22 protein-coding genes are annotated in these 25,908 nt (G+C 56.8%); 8 read left to right on the top strand and 14 right to left on the bottom strand.

The window, feature by feature from the left end; all coding sequences use genetic code 11:
• The 3 genes from QMG56_RS11830 to QMG56_RS11820 are packed head-to-tail and all read right to left on the bottom strand — an operon-like array spanning position 1 to position 2,376.
• The gene (locus QMG56_RS11830) at positions 1 to 891 is read right to left on the bottom strand and encodes a dioxygenase (RefSeq protein WP_230188422.1); all 891 of its coding nucleotides are present in this window, start codon (positions 889 to 891) and stop codon (positions 1 to 3) included.
• Positions 892 to 920: 29 nt separating this feature from the next.
• Complete coding sequence (catC, locus tag QMG56_RS11825; protein ID WP_230188368.1) at positions 921 to 1,211, bottom strand: muconolactone Delta-isomerase; 291 nt, start codon at positions 1,209 to 1,211, stop codon at positions 921 to 923.
• A gap of 4 nt (positions 1,212 to 1,215) precedes the next feature.
• Positions 1,216 to 2,376 carry a muconate/chloromuconate family cycloisomerase gene (locus QMG56_RS11820; protein ID WP_281822714.1) on the bottom strand — a complete coding sequence of 387 codons (1,161 nt, stop codon included), beginning with the start codon at positions 2,374 to 2,376 and terminating at the stop codon, positions 1,216 to 1,218.
• Positions 2,377 to 2,487: 111 nt separating this feature from the next.
• Here QMG56_RS11820 and QMG56_RS11815 point away from each other — a divergent pair, with 111 nt between their 5' ends.
• Positions 2,488 to 3,390: a LysR family transcriptional regulator gene (locus QMG56_RS11815; RefSeq protein WP_281822713.1), complete on the top strand. Its 903-nt coding sequence runs from the start codon at positions 2,488 to 2,490 to the stop codon at positions 3,388 to 3,390.
• A 105-nt stretch (positions 3,391 to 3,495) separates the two neighbouring features.
• On the opposite strand, the gene QMG56_RS11810 is transcribed toward QMG56_RS11815, so the two are convergent.
• Positions 3,496 to 3,933 (bottom strand): MarR family winged helix-turn-helix transcriptional regulator, encoded by a 438-nt coding sequence (locus QMG56_RS11810; protein ID WP_281822712.1) that lies wholly within the window; start codon positions 3,931 to 3,933, stop codon positions 3,496 to 3,498.
• A 132-nt stretch (positions 3,934 to 4,065) separates the two neighbouring features.
• Complete coding sequence (locus QMG56_RS11805; protein ID WP_281822711.1) at positions 4,066 to 6,327, bottom strand: TonB-dependent receptor; 2,262 nt, start codon at positions 6,325 to 6,327, stop codon at positions 4,066 to 4,068.
• Positions 6,328 to 6,631: 304 nt separating this feature from the next.
• Here QMG56_RS11805 and QMG56_RS11800 point away from each other — a divergent pair, with 304 nt between their 5' ends.
• A complete protein-coding gene (locus QMG56_RS11800) occupies positions 6,632 to 7,552 on the top strand; it encodes a helix-turn-helix domain-containing protein (protein ID WP_281822710.1) in 921 nt (306 codons plus the stop codon).
• Positions 7,553 to 7,584: 32 nt separating this feature from the next.
• Here the strand turns inward: QMG56_RS11800 and QMG56_RS11795 are convergent, their stop codons facing one another.
• Genes QMG56_RS11795 through QMG56_RS11785 form a run of 3 tightly spaced genes read right to left on the bottom strand, consistent with a single transcriptional unit; the run spans position 7,585 to position 10,555 of the window.
• A complete protein-coding gene (locus QMG56_RS11795; protein WP_281822709.1) occupies positions 7,585 to 8,217 on the bottom strand; it encodes a TetR/AcrR family transcriptional regulator in 633 nt (210 codons plus the stop codon).
• Positions 8,217 to 9,260, bottom strand: a complete 1,044-nt coding sequence (locus QMG56_RS11790) for a phosphotransferase enzyme family protein (RefSeq protein WP_281822708.1) — start codon at positions 9,258 to 9,260, stop codon at positions 8,217 to 8,219. Before QMG56_RS11790 ends, QMG56_RS11795 begins: the two co-directional genes overlap by 1 nt.
• Positions 9,261 to 9,271: 11 nt before the next feature.
• Positions 9,272 to 10,555: an aspartate aminotransferase family protein gene (locus QMG56_RS11785; protein WP_281822707.1), complete on the bottom strand. Its 1,284-nt coding sequence runs from the start codon at positions 10,553 to 10,555 to the stop codon at positions 9,272 to 9,274.
• Between the two features lie 368 nt (positions 10,556 to 10,923).
• On the opposite strand from QMG56_RS11785, the gene QMG56_RS11780 reads away from it, so the two are divergent.
• A complete protein-coding gene (locus tag QMG56_RS11780; protein ID WP_281822706.1) occupies positions 10,924 to 11,730 on the top strand; it encodes an SDR family NAD(P)-dependent oxidoreductase in 807 nt (268 codons plus the stop codon).
• A 65-nt stretch (positions 11,731 to 11,795) separates the two neighbouring features.
• Here the strand turns inward: QMG56_RS11780 and QMG56_RS11775 are convergent, their stop codons facing one another.
• The 5 genes from QMG56_RS11775 to QMG56_RS11755 form a co-directional block, all read right to left on the bottom strand.
• Positions 11,796 to 14,018, bottom strand: coding sequence for a TonB-dependent receptor (locus QMG56_RS11775; RefSeq protein ID WP_281822705.1), 2,223 nt, complete (start codon positions 14,016 to 14,018; stop codon positions 11,796 to 11,798).
• Positions 14,019 to 14,079: 61 nt separating this feature from the next.
• Entirely contained in the window at positions 14,080 to 14,823 is a 744-nt protein-coding gene (locus tag QMG56_RS11770; protein WP_230188378.1) for an SDR family NAD(P)-dependent oxidoreductase, read from the bottom strand.
• Entirely contained in the window at positions 14,820 to 15,176 is a 357-nt protein-coding gene (locus tag QMG56_RS11765; RefSeq protein ID WP_281822704.1) for a hypothetical protein, read from the bottom strand. The genes QMG56_RS11770 and QMG56_RS11765 overlap by 4 nt, the downstream gene beginning before the upstream one ends.
• A 23-nt stretch (positions 15,177 to 15,199) precedes the next feature.
• A complete protein-coding gene (locus QMG56_RS11760) occupies positions 15,200 to 16,387 on the bottom strand; it encodes an acyl-CoA dehydrogenase family protein (RefSeq protein ID WP_281822703.1) in 1,188 nt (395 codons plus the stop codon).
• A gap of 411 nt (positions 16,388 to 16,798) precedes the next feature.
• Positions 16,799 to 17,908, bottom strand: a complete 1,110-nt coding sequence (locus QMG56_RS11755; RefSeq protein WP_230188381.1) for a class II histone deacetylase — start codon at positions 17,906 to 17,908, stop codon at positions 16,799 to 16,801.
• 456 nt (positions 17,909 to 18,364) lie between these two features.
• Here QMG56_RS11755 and QMG56_RS11750 point away from each other — a divergent pair, with 456 nt between their 5' ends.
• The 3 genes from QMG56_RS11750 to QMG56_RS11740 all read left to right on the top strand — a co-directional run bounded on the left by QMG56_RS11750 (position 18,365) and on the right by QMG56_RS11740 (position 21,337).
• Positions 18,365 to 19,504: a tyramine oxidase subunit B gene (locus QMG56_RS11750; protein ID WP_281822702.1), complete on the top strand. Its 1,140-nt coding sequence runs from the start codon at positions 18,365 to 18,367 to the stop codon at positions 19,502 to 19,504.
• 65 nt (positions 19,505 to 19,569) lie between these two features.
• A complete protein-coding gene (locus QMG56_RS11745; RefSeq protein WP_230188382.1) occupies positions 19,570 to 19,992 on the top strand; it encodes a RidA family protein in 423 nt (140 codons plus the stop codon).
• Positions 19,993 to 20,038: 46 nt separating this feature from the next.
• Entirely contained in the window at positions 20,039 to 21,337 is a 1,299-nt protein-coding gene (locus QMG56_RS11740) for an FAD-binding oxidoreductase (RefSeq protein WP_281822701.1), read from the top strand.
• A 13-nt stretch (positions 21,338 to 21,350) separates the two neighbouring features.
• On the opposite strand, the gene QMG56_RS11735 is transcribed toward QMG56_RS11740, so the two are convergent.
• The gene (locus QMG56_RS11735) at positions 21,351 to 22,322 is read right to left on the bottom strand and encodes an AraC family transcriptional regulator (RefSeq protein ID WP_230188384.1); all 972 of its coding nucleotides are present in this window, start codon (positions 22,320 to 22,322) and stop codon (positions 21,351 to 21,353) included.
• A gap of 486 nt (positions 22,323 to 22,808) precedes the next feature.
• Here QMG56_RS11735 and QMG56_RS11730 point away from each other — a divergent pair, with 486 nt between their 5' ends.
• Together QMG56_RS11730 and QMG56_RS11725 are read left to right on the top strand one after the other, a co-directional pair.
• A complete protein-coding gene (locus tag QMG56_RS11730; RefSeq protein ID WP_281822700.1) occupies positions 22,809 to 24,134 on the top strand; it encodes an amino acid permease in 1,326 nt (441 codons plus the stop codon).
• A gap of 54 nt (positions 24,135 to 24,188) precedes the next feature.
• Positions 24,189 to 25,601, top strand: a complete 1,413-nt coding sequence (locus QMG56_RS11725; RefSeq protein WP_281822699.1) for an aldehyde dehydrogenase family protein — start codon at positions 24,189 to 24,191, stop codon at positions 25,599 to 25,601.
• Positions 25,602 to 25,908: the final 307 nt, after the last annotated feature.

The raw sequence follows: 25,908 nt of genomic DNA, 5'->3' as shown, positions 1-25,908 counted from the left end.
TCAGGCGCTCGTTCGCACGCGTTGCGAGAAACCTTCCTCATCGGCCACTTCCGACCGCTGAAGCGTGAAGTCGAAGGCTATATGGGCGCTATCCCCTTGACGGTTCGGAACAGGTAGCAAACCTTCCCGCGTACCGAAGGCGAAGTCGTCGGCGGCGAACGGATCGTCCCCAAAGTTGATCTGCGTGGTCAGCGTCCGATAGCCGGGCGCCTCAACGAAGAAGTGAACGTGCGCCGGTCGGTTACCATGGCGGCCAAGCGCCGACATAAGCTGATCGGTCGCGCCGGCGGGAGGCACGCTGTAGCCGTTCGGCATCTTCGAGTTGAACGAGTAATGACCGTCTGAGCCGAGCTTGATGCGCCGACGGTTGTTGAACGGCGTCTGCTCCCCGGTGGGATCGAAATGCGAGTAAAAGCCTTTCGAATTGGCATGCCAGACATGCAAGACTGCGTTCGTAACGGCCTCACCGTCCGGACCCATGACACGGCCCGTCATGTAGAGGGTTCCTGTATCATCCGGATCGCTTGTAAGGTTGGCATCGTTTTCGACTAGAGGCGCATTTTCGACGTAAAGTGGCCCTTCAATTGTGCGCGGCGTACCGCCGTCGCGACCGGCCTCCCGATCCTTGGCATCCATGTACAGATCCAGAAAATGCTCAAGCCCGACACCAGGCACGATAAGGCCCAGTTCGCCAGCACCATTCTGCAGAAAGGCGATTGCCTGCCAAAACTCGCTTTCATCGATGTCATGCTTGACGATCAATTCCATGGTGGACGCAAGCCAGTCGCGCAGGATCGCCTTCAGCCGGGGACTGCCGCCCGCTACCAACGTGCCGCTCGCGCGATCGAGAAGGTCTTGTACAGGCTGGGTTTGAATAAAATCTACATGCATCATCCGTCTCCTAAATGTATGTGGTCGGTTCAGCGGTCGTCGTCATGGACGGACGAGGGATGCCGGCAAAGCGCTGTCACTTTGATATCCATGAAGGGATAGAGCGGCAAACCGGTCAGAATATCATGCAGCGCAGAACTGCTCTCCACGTCGAAAATGCTGACATTGCTATAGAGGCCCACAACGCGCCAGATATGGCGCCAAATGCCTGCGCGCTGGAGTTCCTGGAAGCGATCTTTCTCTGCCTGCTTGAGCTGCGCAAAGCGGTCAGCATCGTAGTCGTGTGGGACGTTCACGTCCATTTCCACCTTGAAGAGCATATGTTCAGCCTTTCTGTGCGCTGGCGATGCTAATGGTTGGCCGAGGCTCGGCATCTCGCCTGAGGAAAGCAATCCGCTGCTCATCTAGCGCAATGCCAAGGCCCGGGCCGTCGGGCACCTTGAGTTCAAAATCTCCGTAAACGAGAGGCGTCTCGAGGATTTCTTCAGTAAGCAGCAGCGGTCCGAATAGCTCGGTGCCGAATGCCAGCGTATCGAAAGTGGCAAAGACATGGGCCGACGCAATCGTTCCGACGCCTGCTTCCAACATTGTGCCGCCGTAAAGGGCAACACCGGCTGCATCTGCGATCGTTTGTACTGCCTTGGCAGCGACGAGGCCACCGGACTGCTCGATTTTCACTGCGAACACATCTGCCGCACCCCGGATAGAGAAATCGTAGGCATCCACCGGACCGTGCAACGCTTCGTCCGCCATGATCGGTATGATCCCCGCAGCCCGCAGCCGCGCCATCCCGGCTCGATTATTGCGGGAAATGGGCTGCTCTACGAGATCGCAACCGACAGCGGCCAACATCTTCATGCCCCGTAGCGCCGTGGTCTCATCCCAGGCCATGTTCACATCGACGCGGATGGAGGCACGATCGCCAAGCGCCCGCTTTATGGCGCCAACATGGGCCACGTCGTCAGCAAGCGCTTTCTTGCCGATCTTGAGTTTAAAAGCATTGTGCCGGCGGCTGTCGATCATCGCCTCAGCTTCAGCTATGTCGAGAGCGGTGTCCCCGCTGGCCAACGTCCAGAGCACTGGCAAACTGTCACGCACACGGCCGCCCAGCAATTCACTGATAGCAAGACCCGTACGCTTTCCCTGTGCGTCGAAAAGCGCCGTCTCGATTGCACATTTCGCAAAATGATTGCCAACAATCGCCTTTGCCAAGGCCGCCATTACGCTTCCCGGACGAGCTGCATCGCTTGCACACAGGACTGGTGCGAAATAGGTGTCGATGGCAAGCTTGATGCCCTCCGGGCTTTCCTCGCCATAGGCAAGTCCGCCAATGGTGGTCGCCTCCCCGATGCCGATCACGCCATCGGCGCAATGCACCCGTACCAAGCATAAGGTTTGCCGGTACATCGTCGTCATTGCAAGGACGTGAGGGCGGATCGTCGGCACATCGACGAGAATCGTTTCTACCCGTTCGATGGCTATCATCGGGCTCTCCATACTTGTGTTATCTCGACAGTACCGCGCGATATGCGCCAAAGCCAAGACTTGATGGGTCCTACACCATACTCTATAGGTATAGTCATGGAGCTACGACACTTGCGGTACTTTCTTGCTGTCGCGCAGGAAGGTAATTTTACACGGGCTGCGGAGATACTCGGCATCGCCCAGCCGCCGCTTAGCCGGCAAATCCGCGAGTTGGAGAGAGAATTGGGCGTCGAGTTGTTCGACCGGCAAAGCCGTCCGATCGTGTTGAGCGACGCAGGACGATTATTGCTAGAGCATGCTCAGCGGGTAATGAACGCAACACGGCTGCTCAAAGTGGCTGTCGAGCAGCACCGGTTAGGTGGCGGAAAGCGCTTCGTGATCGGATTTGTCGGGTCAACAATCTATGGCCCGGTGCCCGATCTCATTCGTCGCTTTCGCGAGGCTGCGCCGCAGGTCGAGGTTGATCTAGTGGAAATGAACACCGTGGTGCAGATCGCTGCTCTCAAAGCCGGTCGCATCGATGCGGGATTCGGGCGGCTGCGGTTCGAAGATCCCGCAATTCAGCGACATCTGATTGCACGCGAGCGGCTATTGATGGCCCTGCCCGCCAATCACCCGCGAGGCCTCGAAGGCGGTCAGCCGATTAGCCTCACGCATGTGTCTGGCGAGATGCTAATCCTTTATCCTAACGAGCCTCGACCGAGCTATGCCGACCAACTGCTTGCAGTGCTTGAGGACCATGGGGTTCAGCCTGGCTCAACCCGTGAAGTTCGCGAACTACAGACCGCGCTCGGACTTGTCGCAGCGGGCGCCGGGATCGCCATCGTCCCAGCCGCAGTGCAGCGCCTGCGCCGCGACGACGTCGTCTATCGACCAATAGCAGAACGCGATGCGATCTCGCCCATCATCGTAAGCTGGCGGCTTGCCGATCAATCCGAGCTGACCCGATTATTGGAACGTCTCTGTGTCGAACTGGAGCAGGGTATGATGGCCGCACCCCTGATGACGGGGTAAATAATTACGTTGAGATGTTCTGAAAGAAGCCTCGGCTGGCAATGCTCTGACGTTATTCCAAGGCATGCACCAGCCAAGGATTGTTCGCACATGGTGCGATCGGCGTCAGCTGCGCAAGCTGCTGTATATTCGCTCCAGCAGCTTGTTCAGGCGCGCTTCTTCGCTGCCGGAAACCTCCTCAAAAGCTCGTTCGTAGATCGCCTTAGCAACAGCCCAGGCGCGGGAGCGTGCCTCAAGACCGCGTTCCGTTAGGGACACGTCAGTTACACGGCCATCACTGGCGCGAGGCGCACAGGCAACAAGGCCATCAGCCTCCATGCGCTGGATAATCTTAAGCATCGTTGGCAACTTGGCGATCGCGAGTTCGGCAATCTCGGTCACGCCGATGGCTTGGCCTGGCACCACACACATAAGCACACGCCACCGCGGGATATCCAGACCGATATCCCGCAAAGCAGGCTCAACCTTGCGGACATATTGTCCAGCAGTCTGGGTGATCCAGAAGAACGGCCACTCCCGCGCATTGAAATCACCGCCTTCCACAAACTTCTCCTGCAGCCTTTGCCTAATTCTGGAAAGGCTCATAGCTCTTTACGGCGATCACTCAACTGCGGCGTCAGACAGATTATTTTGGAAGATCAAAAAAGCGAGCCTCCGCCGGAGGCTCGCCCAAAGTCAGAACTTGAAGGCAGCCGAGATACCATAAGACGACGGCTCGCCGTAAATCTCCAAGCGGAAAAAGCTCACATTGTTCAGATATGTAAGATATTCCTTGTTCCAGATATTCTTGCCCCAAGCGGAGACTTCCCAGCCGCCCTCCTTGCTAGCAAGCGTTAACCGCGCGTTCTGAACCCAATAGGACGGTGCGCGATCAAAAACTTGGCCTGTCGCTTCGAGAAAGCGATTCCCCACGTAACGGAAGTCGGTGTTAGCGATCAGTTCGCGACCGGCGCCAATCTCAAAGCTCTTTTGCACCATGCCCTGGCCTGACCACTTGGGATTGTTGACAGGACGCTTGCCGTCGAGCGAAATCGGTCCGGCATAGGTGGTGATCACAGCGTCGGTGTTCCGAAAGCGGGAGTCCAGATAGCTGCCGCCAAGCCTGATCAGGAAGGTAGGCGTAGGCCGAAGCGTCACATCAGCCTCAACGCCATAGGTGCGCGATCCACCGATATTGCGGGTGATCGGAACAAGCGGCGATGAGGGATCGTCGACGTTGGTCTGCAGATCCTTATAATCATAAAAGAACGCCGAAACGTTGAGATCGAGCATCCGATTTAGCAGACGGGATTTGGAGCCGATCTCATACGCCGTCAGCCTTTCCGGATCGAAGCTGGTAATTATACCGCCGAAGGGAATGCTATAGCCCCCGCTGCGAAACCCACGCGAGATCGATGCGTAAACCAGTTGGTCCGGTGTGGGCTTCCAGTTGATGCCCGCACGAAACGACGTGGTGTTGTCGGTTCGACGATCGACCAGTGCATCCGCCGGGATCACCGGCGTGACGACGTGCGTGCGTCCTGTAGGATCGTTTGCACCCAGATAGGTCTGCGCGTCGATGGAAGTCCTATCGCTGGTGTAGCGCAATCCGGCAATAAGGCTGAGCGTGTCGGTTAGCGCATATTCCGCGTTGCTGAACGCCGCCAAAGACCGGACCTTTTGCTTGAACGTCGCGGCCAGGCGAGGCGCAAACGGCGGCAGGCCAAGCAATGCGTTCTGGGAAAGATCGGCGCTGGTCACGTCCGTGATGGAGTCATGCTCGTAAAAGCCGCCCACCAAAAGGTTCAGGCGACCGAGCTTGGCGAAAAGGCGCAACTCCTGCGAGAACTGATTGATACGGGCGTAATAATTCTGGTTAGCGGTGGCGTAAGGCGAATTGTCAGGATCGTCAGTCTGGTCCCGCTGGAAATAATCGAATGCCGTGATAGACGTGAGTGTGACAGGGCCCGCCTGATGCTCGACGCGGGCATAGCCACCATAGGCGTTATTGTTGGCGCCCTGCGGGTTATCGGCGGAAAGCTCGCGAATGCTTTGCGTTTCGCGCAGGCCAAGCGGGTTCGGTCCTGGCACGAATGGTCCGTATTTCAAGCATGCGCCGCGGTTCTTGCGGTTTTCTCCGGTGAATACTTGGGGGCAAAGCGAGCCGTCCGGATTGAAGATGCCAGGACTTTTGTATGGGGTAAGTTCACTTTTATCGCGAAACGCATAGCCCATCAGCCGCACAGACGTGTTTGCGCCCTGCCACTTGAGCTGCAGGCGGCCAACCATCTGGTTAGGCGCGCCATAATCCGCTCCCGTCAGCAAATTACGGTAAGGACCGCCGCTGCCTTGCGCGACCAGATAAGATGCTCGAACCGCGACTTCATCGCTTAGTGCAGCGTTGACGAACCCGTCGACACGAGCACGACCATGATTGTCGGCATTGAAGTTCATCCCGCCGCTCGTTTCGAACTCGGGCTCTTGCGTGTAGTAGTTGACAGAGCCGCCGGTCGTGTTGCGACCGAACAGCGTACCTTGTGGTCCTTTCAACGCCTCGACCCGTTGGATGTCGAAGAAGGGCACGGTCGCCATGAACGGTTTGCTTTTGTAGACCTCATCCACGTGGATCGCGACCGGCGAGTCAAAGTTCGACGCAAATTCGTTAAGGCCGATGCCGCGTACAGTGAAAGCGGGCAAATTGACGCTGGTGGTGGCGACAACGCCCGTCAACTGGCTCGCAAGCGCTCCCACATCGGTTGCCTGGGAGCGGCGAAGGTCGTCCGCGCCGAAAACGGTAATAGCAATGCCGACATCACGGACTGACTGGGCGCGCTTCTGCGCAGTGACCACGATTTCGGTAGTGGTATTGGCATCAGCTTCACTAGCTTGCTGCGCGAAGGCCGGCGCTCCAACTCCGAATGCTACGCTGCATAATAGGACGGCAGAAAATTTCTTCATGGCGATGGATCCCCTTTGGATATCGGACGCAGGTTGGCCCTCCTTTTTTTCGTTCACGGGGATTGGACCCGATGAAACTATGGCGGCTGCACGCCCTGCAAGCGCTAAGCTAAACCACTTTGTCATGAGGTTCCCGCTTGCGCGTGCCAAAAAAGCGTCTTGGGATGCCAAAGCGCGCCACTCTCTAAGACAGTCAGCGCACATCATTCAAATATACTTGAAAAGGAATGCAATCGAGGGGAACATCGACATGGAGGGGTGGATGCGAATCGCGGCCGCCCACGTTGCACGGGAATAGACCGGCATGTCGGGATCAGGAGCTTTAAACCGGTTCGAGCAGTCGTTGCGTGAAGCCTATGGCGTCTTCGACATAGAGCCGATAGGCACATCGCCTCGCGCGCGGGGCGGGATGAGTCCTATTGCTGCGGGGCCTTTTCGGGGCTTTCGTGTTCGTGCCCAAGGGGTACGGAGCATCCGCCCTGCCTTGTCAGGCGCATGGACGCACCAAGCATTCATTCTTATGTCTATGTCTGGTGATGTCTCTGTCCACCATTATGGCCGCTGTGTGTCACTCTGCGCTGGAGATCTAGTCCTTATGGACTCGCGGGAGGCCTGTACCATTGAGGTGGGTGATACGGGTACACAGTCGATGGTGCTCGCGCTGCCCCGTGAGATGCTTTCGAGTATGCGGCCGAACGCAGACACGCTCTATGGCCATCATGTCGCCGGGAAACGCGGCTCGACCCGTATGCTCTCTGCCATCCTGCAGACGCTACACTCGGATGGGGACGAGGATTATGGCGACGATGCCGTTGCAATGTCCGTAACGATGTCGCTTTTAGAGAACGCCCTCAATAGGTACGGTCCCGAGGAAGGCCGTCGTACACGCGCAAGCGAACAGATAGCGCGCATGCGCGAATGGGCCATGCCGCAGGTCAGCGACCCTGACTTCGATGTAGAAATGCTAGGCCAGAAATTCGGTTTGTCACGCCGCAGCCTGTATCGCCTGTTCGCCGAAAGCCGCACAACGCCGCACCGCTGGCTAGCCAACCTGCGTCTCGAACTGGCCCAGCGATGGCTCATGGACCCGACATCCCCGCATCGATCAGTCTGCCAGATCGCCTATGCTGCCGGTTTCAACGACAGCAGTCATTTTGCCCGACTGTTCAAGCGCCGCTTTGGGACACCACCTGCACAGTTGCGGACACAGAATTGGAGCAGCTAGAAACCCAAGGACAGTCGCCTAACTGACATCGGCTATGTCCGGTGCGGCATATACTTGGGGAGGTATAGCGCCAAATAAGCGCAACTCATCCGCTTTGCTTCCTCAACCATATTGTCCTCCAAGCGACCGCATTCCAAAAGTGAGAGACCGAACATCAGGTCTGCCGCCTCCACCGCGTGAAAAAATATGCGGCTGCGATCAGGAATTACGGGGAGGATGAACTGCGTATCGATCAGCGCTTCGATCAATCTGCTGGTATCCATGTCGGCTTGGCGACTAGATCGTTTGATAAGCGGTGGCGTCTGCGACGATAGCATCAGTTGTTGGGCTGCAGGATTATTATCAAAGAACGCCGCTGCACGATCGATAATCACAGCCATTGCCATCTCCCAGTTGTCTAGATGTGGCAGCGGGTGCTTAATCAACTCCTGTAATTCGGCGTCGAGCAACGCAACCAACTCTACATAAAGGCCCAGGGCGTCCTTATAGAAATGATACGCGGAGCTTTTTGGTACAGCAGCATGCGCAGCAATGTCTGCCAGCGTGATCTGGCTACTGTCATGCACGGCCAGCAGCTCACGGGCGGCAGCGAGCAAGGATTCCCTCCGCACGCGACCGCGCGCTTGCGTAGCACGAGTAGCCCCTTCCATCACGAGAGCGCTCATTATCCAGTTCGGCCAGCAGTTGCTTTTTGACTAAGATAACGCTCCGCAACCAGGCAACAGCGCTCAACGAGAAACGGCCCAAGCTCGCGCGCTGTTTGTGTTTCGGGGCGCGTCTGCACCCAACCCAAGTAGGTTGTGCTACGAAGGAACATAAATAATGGCAGCGTTGCCTCATGATCCTCAGGCAGTTCTCGCACAGTGCGATAGCCCTCGAACAGTGCACGCTCCATGACGGTGTAGGCCGGATGGTCTAGGTTAAAATAGAGGGCCGTAGCAAGATCGAACATATGCCAGCCAAAACCGCCATCGTCGAAGTCGATCAATTTCAGCCTGCCATCCTCAATCAAGAGATTTTCGGGGACGAAATCGGCATGAATCAATCCATAATTATGCGAACCCTGACCGAAAGCCGCGAGGTCCAGCGCGGCTTGCGCACGCGCCTCGGCGAGCAGGGCGCGCTCCTCACTGCTCAGTAGCTCCAACTCCATGAAACGACCCCAGAAGGGATCGGGGCCGATCAATCCTTCGGCATCCCAGGCATGGCGCTCGAAATCCTCACCGAATTCTACCATCCCGACATGATCGTGCATCATTGCCGCGAGGACACCCGCATCGAAGAACAGCCGCTCAGCGCCACCTTCGTCGAGGTTTAGCCCTTCCTCAGACGTGCCAGCCGGTGTGCCCGGCAACCAGCCAAGCACATCGATCTGCCGCGGTTCAGGTACGCCGGGGGCAGACACCGTTTCAAAGACATGCCCGTCCAGGCTGGGTAGGATGGGCGGCACCGCGATCCCACCCTCGGCAAGCGACTGCATCCATAGAAGTTCGGACCGTAGCGCCCTGTCACTATGATAAGCGTGCCTGTGAACACGTACCGCGACCCGCTCGCCATCGTTGCGATGGGCCGAAAACACTGCATTCTCGCGATATTTGATTAGGCTAAGGTTATCATATTCGCCCGGCCATCGGGCTAGCGCGATGCGGGCAAGTTCTGCCAGACGAACAGCTTGGTCGTCCTCGCCAAGGGAATAGAAGTCGGTCATTATCGTCCCCGTCAAATCGAAGCGAGAGCGTCGTCGAGCGTGGCGAGTAGCCGGTCGGCATGCTCCTTGGCGAACACCATAGGTGGGCGCATCTTCAGGATATTGTCATGGCGGCCAATACGACTGATCAGCACACCATTCTCCCGCATCAAGTTCATGACCCGCTTCGTCTCCGCTGTCGCCGGAGACCGATCAGCATCCCCCTTAACCAGATCAAGCCCGAAAAATAGTCCGCGGCCACGCACATTTCCCACGATCGAATGTTTGTCGGCGAGCGCTCTAAGCCCTGTCTTGACATATGCCCCGACGTTACGGGCATTTTCCAGCAGATGCTCGCGCTCCAGCACGTCCAACATGGCGGACGCGGCCGCAGCCGAGACCGGATTACCGCCGAACGTGTTGAAATAGGTCGCAGCGAGTCCGAAGCTATCAATGAGGTCGGTCGGACCGACCAGACCAGCAATCGGATGGCCATTGCCCATCGGCTTTCCCAACGTAGCGATGTCGGGCACCACGCCACTCAGTTGATGGCCCCACATCGCGTCACCCGTCCGGCCAAATCCCGCCTGCACTTCGTCGGATATGAACAGCCCCCCGGCTGCCCGGACAATCTCAACAGCCTTGGCGACATAACCAGGAACCGGATCGTGCAGGCCTTCATTGGCAAATACCGTATCGATCAGCAGCGCGGCAATTTTGATACCGTCGGCCTGGAGCGATTTAACCGCTGCATCCACCTGAGCGGCAAAATGATTGGACAGTTCCTCGTCGCTGCGGTCGTGCCGGTCGCGATAAGGATCTGGAATGGCAACCTTGCGCGCAAACCGGGGAAAGGCTTCAGGCACGGGAAAGCAAGTCGTCACAGCTGCCAAAGTCTGTGAATTGCCATGATAGCTGAAATCGCTGACGATGATGCCCTCCCCGCCGGTGCGGTAGCGCGCCATGCGCAACGCGAGTTCGTTTGCTTCGGTGCCGGAACACGTGAAGACGGCACTCGACAGGCTGGAATCAAAGGTCGCCGTCAGGCGCTCGGCGTAAGCGACCACCGTTTCATGCAAATATCGGCTATGGACATTAAGCGTCGCTGCCTGTTTCGCGATGGCCTCGACCACGTGTGGGTGGCAATGTCCCACATGGGGAACATTGTTATAGACATCGAGATATTCGCGACCATCGGCATCGGTAACCCACACGCCTTTTCCGCTCACAAGATGGACAGGTCGTTCGTAGAACAACGGGGCATTGCGGCCTAGCACATGGTAGCGGCGCTCGAGCAGCGCTTCATCGGAAGACATTTACGATCCTTTCACTGGACGCCGAAACACGATGGCGGCGGGCGGGTAATGCAAATCCAGCAAGGCCACTGTATTGCGACGCAATGGCGAAACCGCCCTAGCGTGTGACCAGCAGCGCTCCAAAAAAGTATAGCGGCCCCGCTCAGGGCAACCGCAAATACGCCTTAGCAGCAGCGTCGAAGACGTGCCGCCCGTAAGCGGGATATTATCGCTCCAATGCACACCGGCCTCCCGAGCTATCGTCACGCACAACCATATAACAATTTGTACTCCAGTCCAATTAAAACTGGCATATTCAACTAAATTGCAATATTTTGCCGTCGATGGATATTTTTTAGCAAACCCAATTCCACTGCAAGGAGACGCAAATGAGCGAGGCCGTTGTATCTGAAAAGCCAGTAGTCATAGTGACCGGTGGCGGTAGCGGTATCGGAGCAGCAGCGGCGCGCAGGCTGTCTCGCGATTGGCAGGTCGTGATTTGCGGACGTCGCCGAGAGCCGCTGGATATCGTGGCAGCCGAAACGGGCGCAGCCGTCTTTACGACCGATGTTGGCGATCCCACAGCGTCGATTCTATTGGTCAAACAAGTCATTGAGCGGTTCGGTCGACTGGATGGCCTTGTGCTTAACGCGGGCATCCTCATCAATGCGACCTTCAGCGAAATGAGCCTGGACTCCTGGAACCAGCAAATAGGGATTAACCTCACCGGCCCCTTCGTCATGACGCAAGCGGCGTTGCCTCATCTTCTCGCAAGCAAGGGTGCAGTCGTTGCGATTACTTCGGTTGGTAGCGTCCAGACCGGGCCTGGTCTTGCGGCCTATTCGGCCTCTAAGGCTGGGCTTCAGCTGATGACGCAGGCACTCGCATATGAGCATGCCCGCGACGGCCTTCGAGCAAACATTGTTGCACCGGGCTGGATCCGCACCGAAATGGGTGATGAGGAGATGGAGACGATGCATATCGCCGACGATCTTGAAGGCGCCTATGCAAAGGTCAGCGAGCATGTACCGGCGCGACGTGCCGGCAGTTCCGCCGAGGCTGCCGAGGCCATTGCCTGGCTACTCTCCCCCGCCTCGTCTTTCGTTAATGGTGCGGTGCTGGCCGTAGATGGCGGATCGCTCATTGCGAACGTTGGCATGACCTATTTTGACAAGCTCGTGGAGAACGACGGCTGAGAGCCGGATCTTGCAAACGAAAAAGGGGCGGCCAATGGCCGCCCCTTTTTTTCCTAGTCCGCCTTTTAAAGACGCCGCGTGATGCTTGCGCCGAACCAGCGTGGTCGAGCGTAGGTCTGCTGCGTGAAACCGAACGGACCCGACAGGTCGAGATTATACAGCCTATACTCTTTGTTGGTCAGGTTCGACACAAAGCCTGCCAGTTCCCACTTGCGATCGTCAAAGGCATAGCTCACCCGCGCATTGCCGACGACGCGGCCTGGTTGGCGATCGACGGGCGCGTTGAAGGTCGAGAAATATTGCGCGCTATCATATTTCCAGTCCGTCTGAAGCGCTAAGGTGCCATCGCCTACGGATGCCTCGTAACGGATCAGTCCGCCGACGCTAAGCTTGGGTGCCTGCGGCATGCGAGTGTCGGCGACGCGGCCCGACGGTAGCGACACGCCCTTCACCTTGCTGTCGAGATAAGTAGCGAAGGCGGACAGGTACAGACCGTCAACTGGACGCGTGTTGAACTCAAGCTCCAGCCCCTTGATCGTGGCATCCTTGTTCCGAACGGCCAAGGCAATCCCAATCAATTCAAAAGCCTGGTAATCCTGATAGTCATAATAGAACGCTGCAAGATTAAGGTGCGTTGTGCGCCCCAAGGTCAGCTTCACACCGCCTTCATAATCGGTCAGCACCTCTTCCTTGAAAGGAATAGTGCTAAGATCGACCGGGTTGAAGGCCGGGGTACCAAAGCCACCGCCCTTGATACCGCGATTAACGCTTGCGTAGATCAGCGTGTCGTCATTCGGGGTAAAGTTGATACCGACCTTGCCCGAATAGTCATTGAAGCTCTGCCGTGCCATCTTGCCAACGCTTGCGCGATTGAAGGTGAAATCGACGACGCCATTTTCCATGTGGGTAAAATCGAGTGTCTTGCGGTCGGCTGAATAGCGCAGCCCGCCGACGAGGGTGAACTGGTCACTGACCGAATATTCAAGCTGACCGAATGCCGCAAGTGAAGTCGTCTTGAGTCGGCCACCATAGACCTCGTCCAACCCGATCGCGGAAAGGTCAGTATTGTAGTCGTTGTCACTGATGATTTTGATCGCATAGCCACCGACCACCCAGTTCAATCTGTCGCTATTCCCGGAGAGCCGAAGCTCCTGCGAATATTGATCAAGGTTCTGTGCGGTAAAGTAACGGAAAATGGACTGCGGCGACATGTCCCCATCTTCTCCGTAGAGCTTTTTCAAATATTGATAGTCGCTGATCGACGTGAGCGTGACGCCTCCCAAATCCTGCTCATAGCGAAGCGTCCCGCTCCAAAACGTACGACTGAAGCTGTTGGGGCCGTCGAACGCGACCCGATAGGGGTCCGATCCTGCCTGAGCGTATCCGAACATGTCGCAACCGTTGCAAGTACCAAACGGATTATCGTTCGGGCCGACATATTCGCCAAGACCGTCGGCATTCGCGACGGCGCTACGGTGGCTGTACAGACCGCCATTTCGTTCCTTGTCGTTACGCATGCCCTGAATCTTCAGGTTGAACGACCCTGTCTCTCCGACATCACCGGCAAGCTGGAAACGACCGGCGTAGAAGCGGGAATTTCCGATGTCCTTGCCTGTGCTATTCTTGATATAGCCGTCGCGATGCTCCGTCGTGAAAGACAAGCGAGCGCGCAAGCCATCGCTGATAGGACCACTGATCGCGCCCTCCGTTGCGATCTGCCCATAGCTGCCGCCGGTGACCGTCAGGAAGCCTGAAAGCGCACGGGTTGGCTTTGCCGAGACGATCTGAACAAGTCCGCCCGTAGCGTTGCGACCGAACAATGTACCTTGTGGACCGCGCAACATTTCAACACGCTCAAGATCGAATGTCTGCCCGGCAATAGCGCCAAGCGCACTGACATAGACTTCGTCGTTATAGAAGGCGATCGGTGCCTCCTGAGTATCGGCAAAATCATTTTGCGAGACGCCACGGATGTTGAACACTGTGAGCGTTGGGCTGTAGGCGAGGATCTGCAGGCTCGGCAGCTTTGCAGCAATCGCAGATATGTCCTGACGACCGAGGTCGGCCAAGCCATCGCGACCCAATGCACTGATCGCAAGGCTGACTTTTTGGATGTTCTGCTCGCGTTTCTGCGCGGTCACGACCAGATCGCCCAAGCCATCTGACGAGGCATTTGTTGCGGCGCCCCCCTGCGAAACGGCGTCCTGCGCGGCTGCAATCGTCGGCATTCCGGCAAGCATTGTCGCCCCGAAAAGCACGCTGCGGATAATTCCCTTAACCTGAACCATATCCATTTCCCCCTTATTTTTAACGTGATCCCTCGAAGCAGTTTCTTCGATGGGGCAATTGTCAACGCATGTAGAGACCGCCATTGATGTCGATGGTCGCACCTGTGATGAAGCCTGCATCTCTTGCACAGAGCCGCGTCACCATCGATCCTACGAAAGCAGGGTCGCCGAGGGTGCCAACAGGTACGTTCGCCTTGAACTGCTCCATTCTGTCAGGCGAGATGGTCTCATGGACCATTGGTGTGTCGAGCGGCCCCGGCGCGATGGCGTTGGCCGTGACGCCAAATGGCGCCAGATCGCGAGCGAACACTTTGGTTAGCGTAATGATACCGCCTTTCGAAGCGGCATAGTGTGCGCCCGTTGCCGTTCCACCATTTTGCCCGGCCAGAGAAGCGAGATTGACCATGCGGCCATAGCCCCGCGCTTTGAAGAGGCGGCCAAAGACTTGGCTGCCAATGAACGTTCCCCGAAGATTGACTGCGATTACTGCGTCGAACTCTTCGGGGGTAATGTCCAACACCGGTTTTGCCGCCGTGGCTGCCGCATTATTGACGAGGGCTTCGACCGAACCCCAACGCGCAAGCAAGGCGTCGCGCGCAGCGGCGAAGGCCGATTCCTGCCTTACATCGAGAGGCAAACCAATGGCCGAATCGCCACTTGGGTCAATTGCCTCGGCCGCTCTTCTCGCACCAGCCTCGTCGATATCGCCGATCGCCACACGAAAGCCGGCCGCGTGAAGCGCATGCGCGATGGCAAGCCCCACCCCGCTCGCGCCGCCCGTTACCAGTGCGACGTCGGCACTCATTCGGGAATCACCAACTCACGCCCAATGCGGGCCTCCACGCGAATGTAGCGCCACAAGCGGTGCTCGCCGATCTCTATCGTGCGGAACAGATTGCAGGCGGCAACGACGGTATCACGATCAGGTACGTCGGCGAGAATGTAGAAAGTCCAGGGCCAGCCATTAGGCGAGGTACCGACCATCGTCTGATCGTCATCAATGGTGCCGAGAATCTCGACACCAGGCAGATCGCGAATACCTTTGAGCATCTCTCCTGTGGCGGCCCAGACTTTTCCGATCTCGCCACTCGGCAAATCAAAGAAATTCTGAAGGACCGCACCGCAGAACAATACGCGTAGCTTTGGCTTTTGCGACATAGCTTGAAAATCCTCTTATGTAATCAGGGGAAACCTGGAGGCGATTCCATACCGAGCAGGACGCGCCCAGCGTTCTGCCAGGTACCGTCCGCCAGGAAAGCATGCTGCGGCACGACCATCGCATCCTGCATGTGGCGTGCAATCATATGGTCATGGACAATACCAGTGGTGCCGCTCAGGCGGTATACCGCAAGTGCGACATCAGCTCCGGTGCGCGCGGCGTTAGTCGACGCCAGGCGCAGCAACGCACGCTGCCGCGCAGTGAGTTCGTCCCCCGCCAGTAAAGTGGTATAAGCTTCTTCTGTGATTTCGTAAAAGAAAGCACGGGCTGAACGAAGAAGCGCCTCTGCCTTGGCAATATCGGTCTGAAAATAGGGGCGCTCAGCAAAGTTCGCAGCACCCGTTATAGATCCCCGCGCGCCCGCCATATCGCTTAGCACGTCGATCGCACCGCGAGCGGTGCCGAGCGCCACCACGGCCAGCACTTGCGCCGCAAGAGCCATCGTCGGATATTGACAAAGGGGTTCGTCGAGGCTGGATTTACCACCGCGAATGAAGGTCCAATCCCTGGACACGACCACGCGATCGACCACCATGTCGTGGCTGCCGGTTCCTTTCATCCCGATCACATCCCAATTTGGTTCGATCTGCACTTTCGAAGCAGGCATGACCGCAATCAGAGGCAGGCCGCCACTGGCATCGCCTTCAACCTTAATGCCGACGCCTATAATGTCGGCACCGGTGGAACCGCTGCCCCAAGACCAGCGACCGGAAACCTCTAAACCACCTTCAACGACGGCCGCCTTTTGCGGCGGAAAAATGCCGCCTGCAAAGACGACATCAGGTCCGTCAGCATAGATTTGCTGGAGTGTCGCAACTGGAAGCGCCGACAGATAGACGGCGGAAAAGCCGAAGCTGGCGACCCAGCCAGCCGAGCCATCGACTTCAGACAAACGTTCCACCATGCGCAGGAAGGCCATGGGCGACAATTCGTCACCGCCCAATCGCTTGGTCACCAAGGCGCGGTAAAAACCTGCCTCACGCATCAACTGGACGACTTCAGCGCTAATTTGTTGGTCACGCGAAAATTGAGTGCGGTTCTTGCGAACGGCATCCAAGAGCCGTTCGAACGACTGGGCTTTTACTGCCTCTGCCGACATCTCTGCCTGAGATGTAATTATCATTTTAGTCTCCCGAAAGCGCATTTGCATGCCTCGGCTCTAATGCCGCTCTTCCCCGCCCACATTCATCCCCATAACTTGAATAGTCAACTATTATTTTCGACACGAGCATATGTACACGGCTGCTTTAACGACACTATTGGGTCACTGCGCACCAAGCGCGATATACAAACCTCGCCTGCAATCGCGGCCGTAGCCTGCGCTAAATGGCAGCCATCGATCCATCGACCATCAGACTTGGCCTTCGGCTGACATTCTCCCGGGCGCCATTTCCAGGCAGCTCTGTTCGCAATGCCGCTGCTTTAGACGCAAGCGCCATTTGCCTGAGGCCGACATGCCGCCCGACCGCCAGAGCCGCTCCCCCAAGCGGAAGTACGTCGACGAGAATTCCCTAAAACTGATGGCCCGCCATGTCTTCGCCGGTCCAGGAAGGCTAACGTCCTATGCAGCGAACGTTCGCGCCAGACCTTCAACCCATTCGATCTGAAAAGCGGTCGTTTGCGGCCCAGGCTGCTGCGCCTGGAAGATTGCCAAGGTAGGGTCGACGACGTCACTCGTTTCTCCGCTGAGAGCTTCAACAATGGCCAAACCAAGAAATGGCACGCTTGCTTCTGAATAACCGCCTTCATGCACAACAACGAGCCGCCCGCCGCATAGCTGATCCGCGGCGTCCACCATTCGCTGTGTCATTACGCGGAATGTTTCGCTGTGAACCAACATCCTCGCCATAGGATCTGCAGCACCCGCATCTAGCCCGCTTGCAATGACGATCAGGTCAGGTTGAAAGCGCTCCAAGGCGGGTAGCACGATGCGATCGATTGAAGCGATATAAGCGGCATCACCCGCGCCAGGGGGAAGCGAAATATTGATGTTCGCGCCCTCGCCCGCACCTTCACCACGATCAGCAATGCCGCTGTAGCCCGGTGGGAAGCAGTTCTCCTGATGGATAGAAATGGTAAGCGTATCATCGCGATCATAGTAAATCGACTGGGTGCCATTGCCATGATGAACGTCCCAATCAACTATGGCGACACGCCCCAAATCAAAATCGGCCCGAGCCGCTTCAACCGCGATCGGAATATTAGCCAGCACGCAAAATCCCATGGAGCGGTCCGCGAGGCAATGATGACCGGCGGGACGACAAAGCGCATAGGCGCGGGAGACCTTCCCACTCATCACATCTGCCACGGCCGCCTTAGCAAGACCTGCGGAAATGCAAGCAATATCAAATCCCCCAGCGCTGAACGGCGCGAAATCGCCTATATCGCCCCCGCCCTCAGCGCTGACCTTCTTGAACTCATCAATATAGCGCTGGGTATGAACGCGGACGAGATCGGAGTTATCGACGGGGCTCCCCTTATCGACTGAGAGACGATCCAGAACCCCTGAAGTTTTCAAGAGAGATAGTAGCCGCCGCTTGGCGTCAGGCGTGTCAGCGCCAGCGACACCGCTTGGTGGCTGCACATAGCCCCCAACGGGCAAAAACAAGGCTTGCAGACCCACTGAGTGCCAGAAGGTCCACTCATCGGTATAGAAGCCGGTTTTCGTCATCACGATAATTCCTAAGTCATGCGTTTTTCAGCATTCTTTCGATCCCGGCATGCCGTGTCGCGACACAGAGTGCCTAATTTGCCGCTCCCCGTGCCATGATACTGTGCAAGCAGCGCCGGGACTATTTCCTTTCCTGCCGAATAGGCGAAATGCGAAATGCGAAATTCAGGTCGCTGTTGGTTGTCATGTGCCAAGAAGGCAATCCACTACATATATCTGTAATCAGCAGCGGGTTCGGTGAGATCCTTGACCGGGGCTCAGGCTGGTGGCGCAAATTATCGAATCTTTGACGCGAGACGCAATTGTAAGAGTCACCCCCGATAATGGTAATGCACCGACTGGCAACGGTTCTGTCACGGTAGTTGATGTCGGAAATCGACGCTCTGCCTGTTCGGGCCGCAGTGTGAAGGGGGCGCGGTCCACTGCGACGCGTCGGCAATAGCAGAAGGAAAATCCATGAGCGCTTCGACCAAAATCGATTTCATTTATTTGTCCGAGCCCGACATGATCAAGGCTGGCGTCACGGACATGCCTGCTTGCGTTGATACCATGGAAGAGATGTTTGGCCTCCTTTACCACGGCGACTATCGCATGGCCGGAGCGAACAGCGACTCCCATGGCGCGATGGTGACCTTCCCGGAAAGTTCGCCCTTTCCAGACATGCCGAAACCCACAGCCGATCGCCGGTTCATGGCGATGCCCGCCTATCTTGGCGGCCGCTTCCGCACCGCGGGAATGAAATGGTATGGTTCCAATATCGCGAACCGTGAAAAGGGGCTGCCGCGGTCGATTCTTACATTCATCCTCAACGACGCAGACACCTCGGCACCTTTGGCCTTCATGTCCGCGAACCTGCTGTCGGCATACCGTACGGGTGCCATACCTGGGGTCGGGGCACGCCATCTTGCTCGCAAGGATTCAAAAGTCGTCGGACTTGTGGGACCCGGCGTCATGGGAAAGACAACGCTGATGGCACTCATGGCCGTCTGCCCCCAAATAGATACGATCAAAATCAAGGCTCGCGGCAAAGCAAGCCTCGATAGTTTTCTGTCCTGGCTAGGCGAAACCTTTCCTCAGATCGTAAATGTCGAAGTAGTGGATACGGTGGAGGCCGTCGTTCGCGGCGCAGACATTGTCACCTATTGCAACTCGGGCGAGACCGGTGATCCATCCAAATATCCAATAGTAAAGCGCGAGTGGGTGAAGCCCGGCGCCTTCCTGGTCATGCCCGCGAGCTGCCAGATGGACGAAGCTATGGAACATGGCGACATTAGAAAGGTCGTGGACAACACCGGTCTATACGAATGCTGGTTCGAGGAACTGCCCAAGCCTGCGCACGTCCACGTCCCGCTAATTGGCGTACGCTTCCTAGATATGATCGCCGAAGGTAAAATGACCAAGGAGCAGCTTGAGGATCTCGGAAAAATTGTCGCTGGCGAAGCGCCTGGTCGAAAGAACGATGATGAAATCATCATCATGTCGGTCGGCGGCATGCCGGTCGAAGATGTTGCATGGGGTACGGTCATCTACCGAAATGCGATCGAGCGGGGGATCGGTGTGCCCCTGAACCTGTGGGACGTCCCGGTCCTGCGCTGACCTCATGACAAATCGGCCTCACTCTTCGAGACCGGTTTGATCCATCACGCCTTTGCGGAGAACGTATGACTAAGCTCATCAAGATCAAAACCGGCAACAAGTTCGAGGAAATGGGAAGCTATTCACGGCTTGTTGCGGTCGGCGATTGGATTTTCGTATCGAATACAGCGGGCCGCAATCCGGAAACTCAGGAAATCGCTGAGGATGTGACTGAGCAAACCCACCAGGTGTTTGCTAATGTCGAACGCGCCCTTGCGGCCGTTGGCGCTACTCTGGCGGATGTCGTGGTCTCACGTGTATTTATACAGGAGCCGTCCGACACCGTGGCCGTTATGACAGTCGTGGGTGAGAAGTTTCGCGGCATCGATCCGGCAAGTACGGTGACCTGCCCTCCGCTCGGCTCTACCATCTACAAAGTGGAAATCGAGATGACGGCCTTCCGCGGAGCCGGACAGGCAGAAACGGAGCGGCGTACCCAGGCTCTCTAATTAACTCAATCGGATCGCCCTTTCCCGCCAATTTAGGAACACCGTCGTGGCTCCAAACATCGCACCCGTCCAGACAAGCCAGCAGCATCCCAAAAGTACGACCGTGGTGATCATTGGCGGTGGGATCGTCGGGCTGATGGCCGCTCTCAGCCTAAGCGAGCGGGGCATCCCTGTTGTACTGCTCGAAAAAGGAAAGCTTGCGGGCGAGCAATCCTCTCGAAATCTGGGGTGGGTGCGCAAGACAAGTCGTGCGGCAGCCGATGTTCCGATGGCGACGGCTTCAGATCGGCTTTGGGCGAACCTTTCCCAGCGCCTCGGCGCTGACCTTGGCTATAGCCAGACCGGGATAATGTTTCTGGCGGCGTCCGAGAACGAAATGGCCGCCCATGCGGCATGGAAGAAATCGGTCGACCATCTCGCGCTCGATACGCAGCTGTTGAGCAATCGCGAAATTGACAGTCTTGCGCCAGGCGGTCGAGGCAATTGGGCGGGCGCTATTTACACTCCGTCTGACGGGCGAGCAGAACCGTCTCTTGCCGCCAGTGCCATAGCGGCAGGCGCGATACGCAATGGCGCAATTATCGTCGAGAACTGCGCGGTTCGCACACTTTCGCTGTCTGGCGGAAAAGTAAGCGGCGTCGTCACAGAGTTTGGAGAGATCCGGTGCGATCAAGTCCTGCTGGCAGGAGGGATGTGGTCGCGCCGTTTCTTGAGCAAGCACAAGGTGAACCTGCCGACATTGCCGCTCGTATTATCTGTGATGCGCACGGCGCCGATGGACGGCCCAACAGAGATCGCGACCGGCGGTCCCGATTTCTCTTTCCGCAAGCGCCTGGACGGCGGCTTTACGATTTCTCAGCGTGGCGCAGTCAAAGCGCCCCTCACTCTCGACCACCTTTTACTCGGCACCCGGTTTTTGCCAGCCCTTAAGCATCAGCGCCATTTGCTCCGCATATCGCTTGGTCGGGAATTCTTCTCCGACCTGCTGTTGCGCCGGGGATGGTCGGGCAGCCAGACATCCCCCTTTGAGCGTGTGCGGACGATGGACCCGCCGGTGGATGCAGGAATAAACGCAGAAGCAATGCGAAACATCAGCGCAGCCTGGCCAATATTCGAGCAGGCAGAGATAATCGAGACTTGGGCAGGCATGATGGATGTTACCCCCGATTCCTTGCCCGTCGTCGGACCGGTGTCGCAAGTTCCCGGCCTCATGCTCGCTACGGGCTTTTCTGGACACGGCTTTGGCACCGCTCCTGCAGCAGGGCAACTCGCAGCCGATCTGTTGACGGGCGACAGCCCCATAATAGATCCGTATCCCTATCGGCTGGAACGCTTTGAGGGCTGATTGCGGCAGACCCTCAGCGGCGTTTTGCGCGAACGGCACTGGGTGGAACGCCTTGCCATCCGCGATGCGCCCGCCAAAATGTAGTGCCATCAGCATAGCCCAAAGCAGCGGCAAGATTCCCAAGATGCGGCACACCAGCACGTAGGTGCAGGTCTGCCACCTGTTTGCGGTGATCGCATAACAGTTGACGCAAGGATGTCCCTTCCTCGGCAAGCCGACGCTGCAGGCTGCGGGGGGCTATCGCAAGATCAAATGCAATTTCTTCTAAAGTAACAGACCGATGACCGAGCCGGGTCGCGATCAATGCCAACACCCGGCTTGTCCAGCTCACCCCTATTTCGGAAGGCATGATGTCGGCCAAATAGCCTTCCAGCGTCGCCATGAGATCAGCGTCTTCTTCGCGAAGGTCAGTACGCGCGTCGCTAAGGGCGAACGTGATCCCATTGCTCGCTGCGTCAAATCGTATCGGGCAGCCAAGAAGTCCTTCAAGTATTAGAGTATCGTCCTCGGATATTGGCCCATGCTCGAACTGAACCATCTGCGGCCGCCAGTGACGCAGAAATGCCGACCTTATGAACTGGATCAGGGAGGACATGGTGAATTCCGAATCCTGGCGCCGCGGCCAGATCGCCGGATCGCTCAATCGGTAGGTCCAGGTCACCTCACCGTCCCCCACCAGAAGGGCAGACTGAGTATCAGGCTGAAAGGTAGTGAAAAAGCGCGTCAGGCGCTCCAGCGCAGTTATAATCGAGCGAGATTTGGACATCACCATTCCAGCGGGCCCGAGTGCAACGGGACGCATGGCCAAGCCAAGTCGAGCGCCTAACGATGGATCAGCAAGTTCATTGGCCATTTCCTCGAACATCGCGACATATCGCGCGAGCGGTACCTTGACCCCAGGATTGGAAAGAGCGTCCGGCTCGAGACCATGTTGTCGCAGAACAGCCGCGGAATCACCGCCGCGAAGCGAAAACTCGCTTGCCACAGCGACAACCACTGAACCTCGAAGTCCTGCACCCACAATAACGATAAGCCCCCCTGCCCGTGCGATCGGCGCATAAGTAATGCCGTTGCATCAATGGCGTAAACTATCGAATCTATGACACCTTTTGCAATGGTTTTTCTGTTTTGACTCGATGATAGTGACGGAAGGTTTCAAGTGCTCAATTTTAGAGCGCATTAAATGGGGGGCGGGTATCGCTGAGGTGCGAGCATTTTCTGCGCATGTCATCAGCGCGGCCTTGCTAGAAATGCGCCTCTGCGGGGCAGCGTGCATGGCACCGACTCTACAAGCTTCACCGCCTTGGATAGAGATATTCTTCGGATGTCTGGGTTCCACCTCTGGCGAAACCCTAACGTCCTCTAACTGTAAACTTGCTCTTTTTTGATAACAAGGCGGCGCAAAAACTCCTCGTAAGATCCCCGGAAACGATGGACAAATATGCGCTTCACAGCCTGCTAGGACAATTGCATGGACCTGAGACGCAAGACTATCGGCTGGAAAAAAATCGCGGGCCTCGGGGTCGGTTTGGTAGTGGCAGGACAGTTTGCCGGCTGGAACTATGGCTTATCGCGGGCCAGTTGGCCCGATATGATAGTCGCTACTTTTTTGATGGCGACCCTATGTTTTGCCCTGTCTTTGTGTGTCGCTGAACTAGCTACCGCGATTCCGAATGCCGGTGGGCTGTATACATATTGTGAGGAAAGTTTCGGACCGGCAGCCGGTTACGGTGTCGGCGTGGCAATATTTGTTGCACTTGCCGTGAGCACCGGCGCTGCTGCTGAGTTTATCTCAGCCTACAGCCAATTCGTCACGGGCTTCGGCGGGCCTGTTTTCAAGCTTATATTGTTCGCGATCATAATCGCCATCCACATGAAAGGTGTGGGTGAAGCACTCTTGGTGCTGCTTGTCGCCGGACTCATCGCGGTCTTATCGCTGCTGACCTTCGGACTTGTGATGCTGCCTCATTTCGAGCTTCAAAATGTCCTGCCCGATGGCAAATGGCAGATCGATGCCGGAGGCATATTTGCGTGTATTCCGTTTGCGATAATGATGTTCATCGCAGTCGAGCAAACCGCAACATCGGCCGAGGAAGCAACCAATGTCGAACGGGACATACCCCTCGGCATGTTCAGTGCAATTGGCGTTCTACTTTTGACAGCTATGTGTGTTTTGGTACTTGCGCCTGGCGCCGGTGGCGCGAGCAGGATCGGGGCAGCGGCAGACCCATTGCTCGAAGCAATGAGGGCACCGGCAGGCGGCGTAGCAATATGGCTCGCCCAAATTGTCGGAGCTGGCGCGCTCTTTGGGCTGATCGCCACGCTTTTTTCTTTAGTTTTCAGTGCATCCCGGCAGTTATTTGCGCTAGCTCGCGACGGCTTTCTCCCGGCGTTGCTATCATACCAAAACAAGTCGGGCACACCGATAGTCTCGCTTGGCACCATCGGACTTATCGGTTTCCCGCTGTCGTTCATTTCGCCGGACAAGATCATCGTGACGATGGTGACGCTTCTGACTGCATCCTATTGCGTCGTGCTCGCTGGATTCATTCGGCTGCGTCTCAATAGGCCGGAACTACATCGCCCCTTCAGGGCACCTGGCGGTGTGGTTACCGCTTTGATAGCACTTCTGTTGTCTGCACTTGTATTTGTCGCCTGCCTTTCAGCCAATCCAGACGCTTTAATCCCGATGGGAGCGGTGCTGCTGATCGCGACAGGCTGGTACATTGCGCGGAGAAGAATAATGCCGGTGAACGAGCCTGAGGGCAAAGCGCTCGACGCCACGCAAAACACATGAATGCGCCGAATGCCGCCGAAACTGCGCGGCATGGAAAGCAAGGAGTTTAAAACTATGACCCAAGCCTATCCCATCATCATCGACGGTAAGTCCGAAACCACCGCCGCTCATATCGATGTTATCAACCCAGCCAACGGACAAGTGTTCGCGCTGTGCCCGGCCGCGACGTCGGCCGATCTTGATCGCGCTGTCGATGCCGCGCGGCTGGCTTTCCCCCTTTGGGCGGGCAAGCCCGATGCTGAGCGTAAAGCAGCGGTCAATACGCTTGCCGACATCCTCGAAGCCAACATAAGCGAGCTTGCCGAGCTCATCACGCGCGAGCAAGGCAAGCCGATGGGCGGGTTAGGGTCACAATGGGAAGTCGGCGGAGCCGCTGCCTGGACCCGCTTTACCGCTGGGCTTGATCTACCGGTCGAGTATATTCAGGACGACGATAAGGGTCGGGTCGCAATGCATCGCAAGCCGATTGGAGTCGTTGCGTCCATTACACCGTGGAATTTCCCGGTGATGATCGCCATTTGGCACATAATGCCTGCACTGCGCGCTGGAAACACCGTTGTGCTCAAGCCTTCCCCCTACACGCCCATCGCAACGCTGCGCATGGTTGAGCTAATGCAGGAAGCACTTCCCCCTGGCGTGCTCAATGCAGTGGCAGGTCCTGATGAAATTGGTCAGGCGATATCGGCGCACCCCGGCATCGACAAGATCGTGTTCACCGGTTCGACGCGGACCGGGAAGCATGTCATGGCAAGCGCCGCCAACTCGCTTAAGCGGCTGACTCTTGAGCTGGGCGGCAACGATGCAGCCATCCTTCTACCCGATGTCACATTGGATGAGGCTACGATCGAGAAAATCTTTTGGGGTGCCTTCCTCAACAACGGACAGGTGTGCGCTGCCATCAAACGCCTCTATGTCCATGATTCCATTTATGACGAGCTATGCGACAAACTCGTTGCTTATGCTGCAGGCGTAAAGATTGGAGATGGCATGTCGGCCGATAGTCAGCTTGGCACCATCCAGAACAAAATGCAGTTCGAACGCGTAAAAAGCTTGGTGGAGACCGCCCGGAACAGCGGAGCGCGCATCCTGTGTGGCGGTGCGCCAATTGAAGGTGATGGCCTCTTCTATCCCATCACTTTGCTGGCGGATGTTCAGGAAGGTATGGCGATTGTCGACGAAGAGCAATTTGGCCCTGCCCTGCCGATAATCCGTTACACCGATATCGATGAGGCGATAGGCCGGGCCAATGACAACCCCAATGGTCTTGGCGGTTCCGTCTGGTCAAGCAGTCCCGACAAGGCGGTTGCCATCGCGAGCCAGCTTGAATGCGGCACCGTCTGGATTAATAGCCACGCAATGGTCCGTCCTGACGCACCATTTGGTGGCGTAAAGCAATCAGGCATCGGCGTTGAGTTCGGCACTCTGGGTCTAGCCGAGTTTACGACGGTGCAAGTAATCCACCAATAAAGTAAGCACCAACCCGTCACATCCTTCTGTTGGGCACCTTAGAATGAGGTGTCCAACATCTTTCGGCCTGAATTCATATTGAATAGGCTGCGCGACAAAGCAGGCCATATTGATAAAGATCGTCTGGCTTCAATGTAATCGTTGCGACGATGCCAGCCCCGCAAGCGCGGAATGAAGTCATAGCTGAAACTTAAAAATCCACATGATGAAATTCTGGAAAAGTTGAAAACAAGCCTGATCCGTATCTTCACCTAGTGACGGACCACCCCCTTCAAGGATTACAGGTGGTTAGATGGGGTGAAGCGGG

The sequence above is a fragment of the Sphingobium sp. BS19 genome, from assembly GCF_027925545.1.
Classification (GTDB): domain Bacteria; phylum Pseudomonadota; class Alphaproteobacteria; order Sphingomonadales; family Sphingomonadaceae; genus Sphingobium.
Note: the sequence above shows the minus strand (reverse complement) of the source record. Positions and strands in the feature narration are given on the sequence as shown.